Here is a 7273-nt window from a genome sequence, read left to right as displayed (position 1 = left end):
GCTGGGGGGGGGGCGGGGCCCCCCGCCCCGCCGCCCCCCCCCCCCGGCCCGCCCGGGCAAACCGCCAACTGGCCCCCGGCCCCGACCGGGGTGCGGGGGGCCGGGGCCCCGCGCCCGGTGACGCCGGAAGGCCCCGGCCACCGCCGGACCCACGGTCCGACGGCGCCACTCGCCGGCCCGGCCACCTGACCCGCCCTGACCCGACCCGACGTGCCCACCCACGACCCGTATCCGCACCTCCCACCCACGGAGTGCTCCGCATGCATGACGACCGAAGCCTCGTCGAGTCCCGCCTCAAGCGCGTCCTCGACGAACGCATCCGACCGGCCGTGTACCCCGAGTCCGTCCCCCTCCAGGCCGGCATCTGGACCGCACCCGGCGAACCCGTCCCGGTCGCCCAGGGCCTCGCCGCACCCCGTGCCCCGATCGCCGTCGGCGACGCCTGGGGCGCGCCCTGGGGCACGAGCTGGCTCACCGTCTCCGGCAGGGTGCCGGAGGAGTGGGCGGGCCGCACCGTCGAGGCGCTGATCGACCTCGGCTTCGACGCCAACATGCCCGGCTTCCAGTGCGAAGGCCTCGTCTACCGCCCCGACGGCACCCCGGTGAAGGGTCTCCACCCGCGCAACCAGTGGGTGCGGATCGCCGCCCCGGCGGCCGGCGGCGAGGAGGTGCTGCTGCACGTGGAGGCCGCGTCCAACCCGGTGATCCTCGACTACCACCCGTTCCTGCCCACCGACCTCGGCGACAAGGACACCGCGGGCGACCGGCCGCAGTACCGGCTGGCCCGGCTCGACCTCGCCGTCTTCGACGGGACGGTGTGGGAGCTCGTCAGCGACCTGGAGGTGCTCGGCGAGCTGATGGCCGAGCTGCCCGTCGAGGGCGCCCGCCGCTGGGACGTCCTGCGGGCCGTCGAGCGCGCCCTCGACGCCGTCGACCTCCAGGACGTCAACGGCACCGCCGCCGCGGCCCGCGCCGAGCTCGCCGGCGTCCTCGCCTCGCCCGCCGAGCCCTCCGCCCACCGCATCAGCGCCGTCGGCCACGCCCACATCGACTCGGCCTGGCTCTGGCCGCTGCGCGAGACCGTACGGAAGGTGGCCCGGACCACGGCCAACATGACCGCGCTCCTGGAGGACCAGCCGGACTTCGTCTACACGATGTCCCAGGCCCAGCAGTACGCCTGGATCAAGGAGCACCGGCCCGAGGTCTACGCCCGGGTCAAGAAGGCCGTCGCCGAGGGCCGCTTCGTCCCGGCGGGCGGCATGTGGGTCGAGTCCGACACCAACATGCCCTCGTCGGAGGCGATGGCCCGCCAGTTCGTGCACGGAAAGCGCTTCTTCCTCGACGAGTTCGGCGTCGAGAACGAGGAGGCCTGGCTGCCCGACACCTTCGGCTTCGCCGGCGGACTCCCGCAGATCATCAAGGAGGCCGGCTCGAAGTGGCTGCTCACCCAGAAGATCTCCTGGAGCCAGGTCAACTCCTTCCCGCACCACACCTTCTGGTGGGAAGGCGTCGACGGCACCCGGATCTTCACCCACTTCCCGCCGATCGACACCTACAACTGCTCCATGCGGGGCAAGGAGATCGCCCACGCCGTACGGAACTTCAAGGACAAGGGCCGCGCCCGGCGCTCCCTCGCACCCACCGGCTGGGGCGACGGAGGCGGCGGCACCACGCGCGAGATGATCGCCAAGGCGGCCCGGCTGCGCGACCTCGAAGGCTCGGCCACGGTCCGCTGGGAGCGGCCCGCCGAGTTCTTCGCCAAGGCCCAGGCCGAGTACCCCGAGCCGCCCGTCTGGGTCGGTGAGCTGTACCTGGAACTGCACCGCGCGACCCTCACCAGCCAGGCGCGCACCAAGCAGGGCAACCGGGCGAGCGAGAACCTGCTGCGCGAGGCCGAGCTGTGGTCCGCCACCGCCGCCGTCCGGACCGGGTTCCCCTACCCGTACGCCGAGTTGGACCGCATCTGGAAGACGGTGCTGCTGCACCAGTTCCACGACATCCTGCCCGGCTCCTCGATCGCCTGGGTGCACCGCGAGGCCGAACGCACCTACGCCGCCGTCGCCGAGGAGCTCGGCGGCATCATCGACCGAGCCCAGCGGGCCCTCGCGGGACCGGGAGACACCGAGGTCGTCTTCAACAGCGCCCCGCACGCCTCCGCCGGCGTCCCCGCGGGCGGTGCCCGCCGCGCCGGCACCCTGGCCGCCGCACCCGGCCGCTGCACCGTCGAACCCCGTGACGGAGGCGGCTTCGTCCTCGACAACGGGCTGCTGCGGGCCGTCGTGGACGGGCGCGGACTCCTCGTCTCCGTCGTCGACCTCGGCACGGGCCGCGAGACCGTCGCCCCCGGCACCGCCGCGAACCTCCTCCAGCTGCACCCCGACTTCCCCAACATGTGGGACGCCTGGGACGTCGACCGCTTCTACCGCAACACCGTCACCGACCTGACCGGCCTCGACGACCTGACCGTCGTCGCCGACTCCCCGGACGCCGTGTCCGTCCGCGTCACCCGCTCCTTCGGCGCGTCGACCGCCGTCCAGACCCTGACCCTCACCGCGGGCGCCGGGCGCCTCGACCTCGGCACCGAGGTGGACTGGCACGAGACGGAGAAGTTCCTCAAGGCCGCCTTCCCGCTCGACCTGCACACCGACCGCTACGCCGCCGAGACCCAGTTCGGACACCTGTACCGCCCCACCCACACCAACACCAGTTGGGAGGCCGCCAAGTTCGAGGCCTGCAACCACCGGTTCGTCCACTTCGAGGAGCCCGGCTGGGGCGTCTCCCTCGTCACCGCCTCCACGTACGGTCACGACGTCACCCGCACCGTACGGCCGGAGGACGGCGGCACGACCACCACCGTACGGGTCTCCCTGCTCCGCGCCCCCCGCTTCCCCGACCCGCACACCGACCAGGGCCTCCACCGCTTCCGGCACGCCCTCGTGCCCGGCGCGAGCGTGGGCGACGCGGTCCGCGAGGGCTACCGGATCAACCTGCCCGAGCGGCGGGTGCCCGGCGGCGCCGACGTGGCGCCCCTGGTGGGCGTCGGCGACGAGGCCGTGGTCCTCAGCGCGGTCAAGCTCGCCGACGACGGCAGCGGCGACGTCGTCGTCCGCCTCTACGAGTCGCGGGGCGGCCGCGCCCGCACCCGCCTCACCGCCGGCTTCGCCCTCGTCGGCGCCCGGCTCTGCGACCTCCTGGAGCGGCCCAGGGACGAGCAGGAGGTACGGGTCGAGGGCGACGGCGTCCTCGTCGAGCTGCGCCCCTTCCAGCTGCTCACGCTGCGGCTCGCCAGGGCGTGAGGCAGGACGGGTGGCCCCGGCCCTGGGCAGGTGCCGGGGCCACCCCCTACTCTTGCGCCCTGATCCATCGGGGCGGGTGAACGGGGGAGACATGGGCGTGCTGCCGGAAGGACTCGGCGAGGCGATACGCGGCACCGCACGGGACATCGCCGAGGTCGTACGGGCCGCGCCCGACACCGGGTGCGCGGTGCCTCGTCTGACCTGGACCTTCGGTGAGACCGCGGCCCATCTCGGCCAGGCCAACGAACTCATGGCGGACCTGGCCGCGGGCCGGCCCCGCCCGTACGGCGACGGCAGCCCGCAGAGCATCGCGGCCGCCAACGAGGAAGCCCTGGCGGCCTTCCCCGAGCGGGCCGCCGGGCCGCTCGCGGACCTGATCCACGACCAGGCCCTGGCCTTCCTCGACGCCGTCGAGGAACGCGCGCCCGACGAGGTCGTGGAGACCCCGATGGGCCCGTTCGGCCCGGCCGGGCTCGGCGCGTACCTCCTCACCCACATGCTCGGCCACGGCTACGACCTGGCCCGGGCGCTCGGACGCCCGCACATGCTGGACCGCCGCCGGGTCGAGCTGACCCTGCCGTTCATGGTCGCCGCGATGCCCCGGGTCGCGGACCCGGCCGCCGTCGCCGGACTCACCGCCCGCTACCGCGTACGGCTGTGGGGCGGCGCCGAGTTCGGCGCGACGGTCGTCGACGGGCGGGTGACGACCGCCGAGGGCCCCGTCGACCGCGCCGACTGCACGATCCTGACGGAGCCCGTCGCCTTCCTGCTGATGGCGCTGGGACGCATCGACCCGGTCCCCGTCATGGCGACCGGCAGGGCGCTCGCCTGGGGCCGCAGACCCTGGCTCGGCCCCCGCTTTCCCCGGCTCTTCGTCGCCCCGTGAGGCGGCCGGCCCTCAGGCCCCCGAGGTGACCCGCGCCTGGTGGATCCGCAGGTGCAGGGTCGCCAGGTCGAGCAGGGGCGTCGGCACGCCGAGTGCGCGGGCCCGGTCCGTCAGGTCGCCGAAGAGGTGCTCGACCTCGGTGGGACGGCCCGCCGTGAGATCGCGGTAGAGCGACGGCACCATGGGGGACCCGGTGGCCGTCACCACGTCCAGGCTCGCCCGGCGCTCCGCCTCGGGCACCGGGTGACCGGCGGCGGCCGCCACGGCGGAGGCCTCGTCGAGGAGGCGGGTCGCCAGCTCCGTGCCGCCCGGCTGCCCGTTGATCTCGCCGACCGTGCCGCGCATCAGGCTGGTGAGGGCGCCGAAGGTGGTGATGAAGACCCACTTGTGCCACATGGCGGTGAGCACGTTCCCGGGCGCGCGCGTGTCGATGCCCGCGTCGGCGAGGACCTTGCGGATCGCCTCCACGCGCGGCGAGACGGTGCCGTCCTGCTCGCCGACGGTGAGGTGCGCGAGCGGCGCGAGCCGCAGGATGTCGCCCTCGTCGTCGAGGGTGGTGACCACCTTCGAGACCCCGCCGAGCACCCGCTCCGCGCCGAACCGGGCGGTGAGGACGTCGAGATGGGCGAGCCCGTTGAGCTGCGGGACGATCGCCGTGTCCGGTCCGACGGCCGGGGCCAGGTCCTCCGTCGCCGCCGTGAGGGCGGTCGCCTTGACCGACAGCAGCACCAGGTCGTACGGCTCCGGCGCGGCGGCCAGCTCGTCGGCGGTGAGCAGCACGGGATCGACCCGCAACTCCTCGCTCCTGCCCACGACCCGCAGCCCGCGCCGGCGCAGTGTCTCGGCGCGGGCGGGGCGGACGAGGAAGGTGACGTCCTGTCCGGCACGGGCGAGCATGGCGCCGAAGTAGCCACCGGTGGCACCGGCGCCGACGACCAGGATCCTCATCGTTCTACGACCTCTCTGTGGGCGGGTTGGGGGAGAAGCGGGGTGAGCAGCCGGTGCGGCCGGGCCAGCGCGGCCGTCACGGGATCGGCGTCGGGCCCGGCGGGCGCCACACCGGGCCCCGGGGTGACGACCAGGTCGGCCACGGGGACGGAGTCACCGCAGTCCGTACAGCGGCCGTCCTCGCCGACCGGGGCGTCGTCGGCCACGTGGACGTAGACGCGGCGCGGCCCGCCCTCCGCCGGGTAGAAGCGGTCGCCCCACTCGCTGAGCGCGCGGACCGCGGGCCAGAGCCCGACGCCCTTGGGGGTGAGCACGTACACCTCGCGCCGGCCGGTGTCGGGGCGGCGTTCGAGCACTCCGGCCGCGGTGAGCGTGCCGAGCCGGTCGGTGAGCACGGCGCGCGGGACCGAGAGATGCGCGGCGAACTCGCCGAAGCGGCGCACGCCGTGGAACGCGTCCCGCACGATCAGCAGCGTCCAGCGCTCGCCGACGATCTCCATCGAGCGGGAGAGGGCGCAGCTCTGCCCGCTGTAGGTACGCGGAAGTGTCATGGACAGACCCTAACGCAAAGAGTTCGGTGACCGAACTGTTTCTGCCGCACGGCCCGCCCCGCGACCAGCGCCGCTGCCCGCCCACGGTCAGCCCCGCGATCGCTCCACGACCGGCCCCCGATCCCCCCGCTGCCCGGGGTGGCATCCGCCCGACTGCCCGGGGAGGTATCCGCCCGGGCGGCCGGGGAAGTATCCGCCCGGCAGTCCGGCGAGGTATCCAGCCGGCAGTCCGGCGAGGTATTCGACCGGCCGTTCGGCAGCGCTGCGGTTAGGCTCTGGCCACGATGAAGACCCGCAGGGACACCCCGGAACCCAAGGCCGACAAGGCGGGCGTACGCCGGCACAACCTGAGCCTCGTGCTGCGCACCGTGCACGAGGCGGGCGAGACCACGCGCGCGGCGGTCGCGGCCCGCGTCGGCCTCACCCGCGCCGCCGTGTCCTCGCTCGTCGAACAGCTCCTGGAAAGCGGCCTGCTCGTCGAGTCCGGCAAGACGTTCAGCGGCCAGGCGGGCCGCCCCGGCACCGTCCTCAAGCCCGCGGACACCGGACCTGCCGGGCTGGGCGTCGAGCTCAACGTCGACTACGTGAGCGTGTGCGTCGCCGACCTCGGCGGCGCCGACCGGGTCCGCCGCACCGTCCGCCTCGACAACCGCGCCCTCGCCCCCGTCGAGGTGCTGCGCCGCGCGGCCGGCGTCGCCGCCGACGTGCTCGCCGAGGCCGCCGAGCGGGACCTGCGGCCCACCGGCGTGCGGCTCGCGCTGCCCGGCCTGGTGTCCGGCGGCACCGTCCAGCAGGCACCCAACCTCGGCTGGAACCGGGTCGACGCGGACGCCCTGTTCGCCCGTGCGCTCGCCGGCGCCCGGCCCGCCGGAGCCCCCGCCCTGCCCGTAGCCTCCGACAACGAGGCCAATGTCGCCGCCCTCGCCGAGCTGTGGTTCGGCGACCTCGGTGACGTCCGCAGCTTCCTGCACGTCACCGGCGAGATCGGCGTCGGAGGGGCGATCGTCCTCGACGGCGAACTGCTGCGCGGCGCCCACGGTTTCGCCGGCGAGATCGGCCATCTGACCGTCAGGCCCGACGGGCCGCGCTGCCGCTGCGGCTCCAACGGCTGCCTGGAGCGGTACGCGGGCCAGTCGGCGCTGCTGCGCGCCGCGGGGGCGCGCGGCATCGACGTTCTCGTGCGGCGGGCCGAGGAGGGCGAGCCGCGCGCGCTGGCCGCGCTCGACGAGGCCGGCCGGATGCTCGGCGTCGCCGTCTCGGGCGCGGTGAACCTGCTCGACCCGCAGGCCGTCGTCCTCGGCGGGACGTACCCGCGCCTCATGCCCTGGATCGCGCCCGCCGCCGAGGCCGAACTCGCCCGCCGGGTGGTCTCCGGGCTCTGGTCCCCGGCCAAGGGCCGGCTCCGCGCGGCCACCGGCACCGCCGACGCCGCCCGGGGCGCGGCCGCCCTGGTGCTCCGCGACATCCTGTCCGACCCTCTCGCGTACGGCGGCTGACACCCGGTCGCCTCGCCGGCCCGAACGGCGCGCCCGGGCGCTGTCGCCCCGGCCGAGCCCCGCCGACGCAGCCCGTCGGCCCTCCGCCCCGGCCGA

General features: G+C 75.1%; 5 protein-coding genes. 3 read left to right on the top strand and 2 right to left on the bottom strand.

Annotated elements, in window-relative coordinates; translation table 11 throughout:
• Window positions 1-260 precede the first annotated feature (260 nt).
• Together ACFVGS_RS02195 and ACFVGS_RS02190 are read left to right on the top strand one after the other, a co-directional pair.
• Complete coding sequence (locus ACFVGS_RS02195; RefSeq protein ID WP_385689473.1) at window positions 261-3296, top strand: alpha-mannosidase; 3036 nt, start codon at window positions 261-263, stop codon at window positions 3294-3296.
• Window positions 3297-3387: 91 nt separating this feature from the next.
• A complete protein-coding gene (locus ACFVGS_RS02190; RefSeq protein WP_385689470.1) occupies window positions 3388-4182 on the top strand; it encodes a maleylpyruvate isomerase family mycothiol-dependent enzyme in 795 nt (264 codons plus the stop codon).
• A 12-nt stretch (window positions 4183-4194) separates the two neighbouring features.
• On the opposite strand, the gene ACFVGS_RS02185 is transcribed toward ACFVGS_RS02190, so the two are convergent.
• Complete coding sequence (locus ACFVGS_RS02185; RefSeq protein ID WP_385689467.1) at window positions 4195-5130, bottom strand: ketopantoate reductase family protein; 936 nt, start codon at window positions 5128-5130, stop codon at window positions 4195-4197.
• Window positions 5127-5681 (bottom strand): winged helix-turn-helix transcriptional regulator, encoded by a 555-nt coding sequence (locus ACFVGS_RS02180; RefSeq protein ID WP_385689464.1) that lies wholly within the window; start codon window positions 5679-5681, stop codon window positions 5127-5129. Before ACFVGS_RS02180 ends, ACFVGS_RS02185 begins: the two co-directional genes overlap by 4 nt.
• A gap of 284 nt (window positions 5682-5965) precedes the next feature.
• Here ACFVGS_RS02180 and ACFVGS_RS02175 point away from each other — a divergent pair, with 284 nt between their 5' ends.
• Window positions 5966-7177: an ROK family protein gene (locus ACFVGS_RS02175; RefSeq protein ID WP_385689461.1), complete on the top strand. Its 1212-nt coding sequence runs from the start codon at window positions 5966-5968 to the stop codon at window positions 7175-7177.
• Window positions 7178-7273: the final 96 nt, after the last annotated feature.

It is taken from the genome of Streptomyces sp. NPDC127114, from assembly GCF_042677525.1.
GTDB lineage: Bacteria > Actinomycetota > Actinomycetes > Streptomycetales > Streptomycetaceae > Streptomyces.
Note: the sequence above shows the minus strand (reverse complement) of the source record. Positions and strands in the feature narration are given on the sequence as shown.

Bases quoted from the DNA above. Each gene is read 5' to 3' on its own strand.
- ACFVGS_RS02195 (WP_385689473.1), top strand. From the start codon at position 261: ATGCATGACGACCGAAGCCTCGTCGAGTCCCGCCTCAAGCGCGTCCTC.
- ACFVGS_RS02190 (WP_385689470.1), top strand. From the start codon at position 3,388: ATGGGCGTGCTGCCGGAAGGACTCGGCGAGGCGATACGCGGCACCGCA.
- ACFVGS_RS02185 (WP_385689467.1), bottom strand. From the start codon at position 5,130: ATGAGGATCCTGGTCGTCGGCGCCGGTGCCACCGGTGGCTACTTCGGC.
- ACFVGS_RS02180 (WP_385689464.1), bottom strand. From the start codon at position 5,681: ATGACACTTCCGCGTACCTACAGCGGGCAGAGCTGCGCCCTCTCCCGC.
- ACFVGS_RS02175 (WP_385689461.1), top strand. From the start codon at position 5,966: ATGAAGACCCGCAGGGACACCCCGGAACCCAAGGCCGACAAGGCGGGC.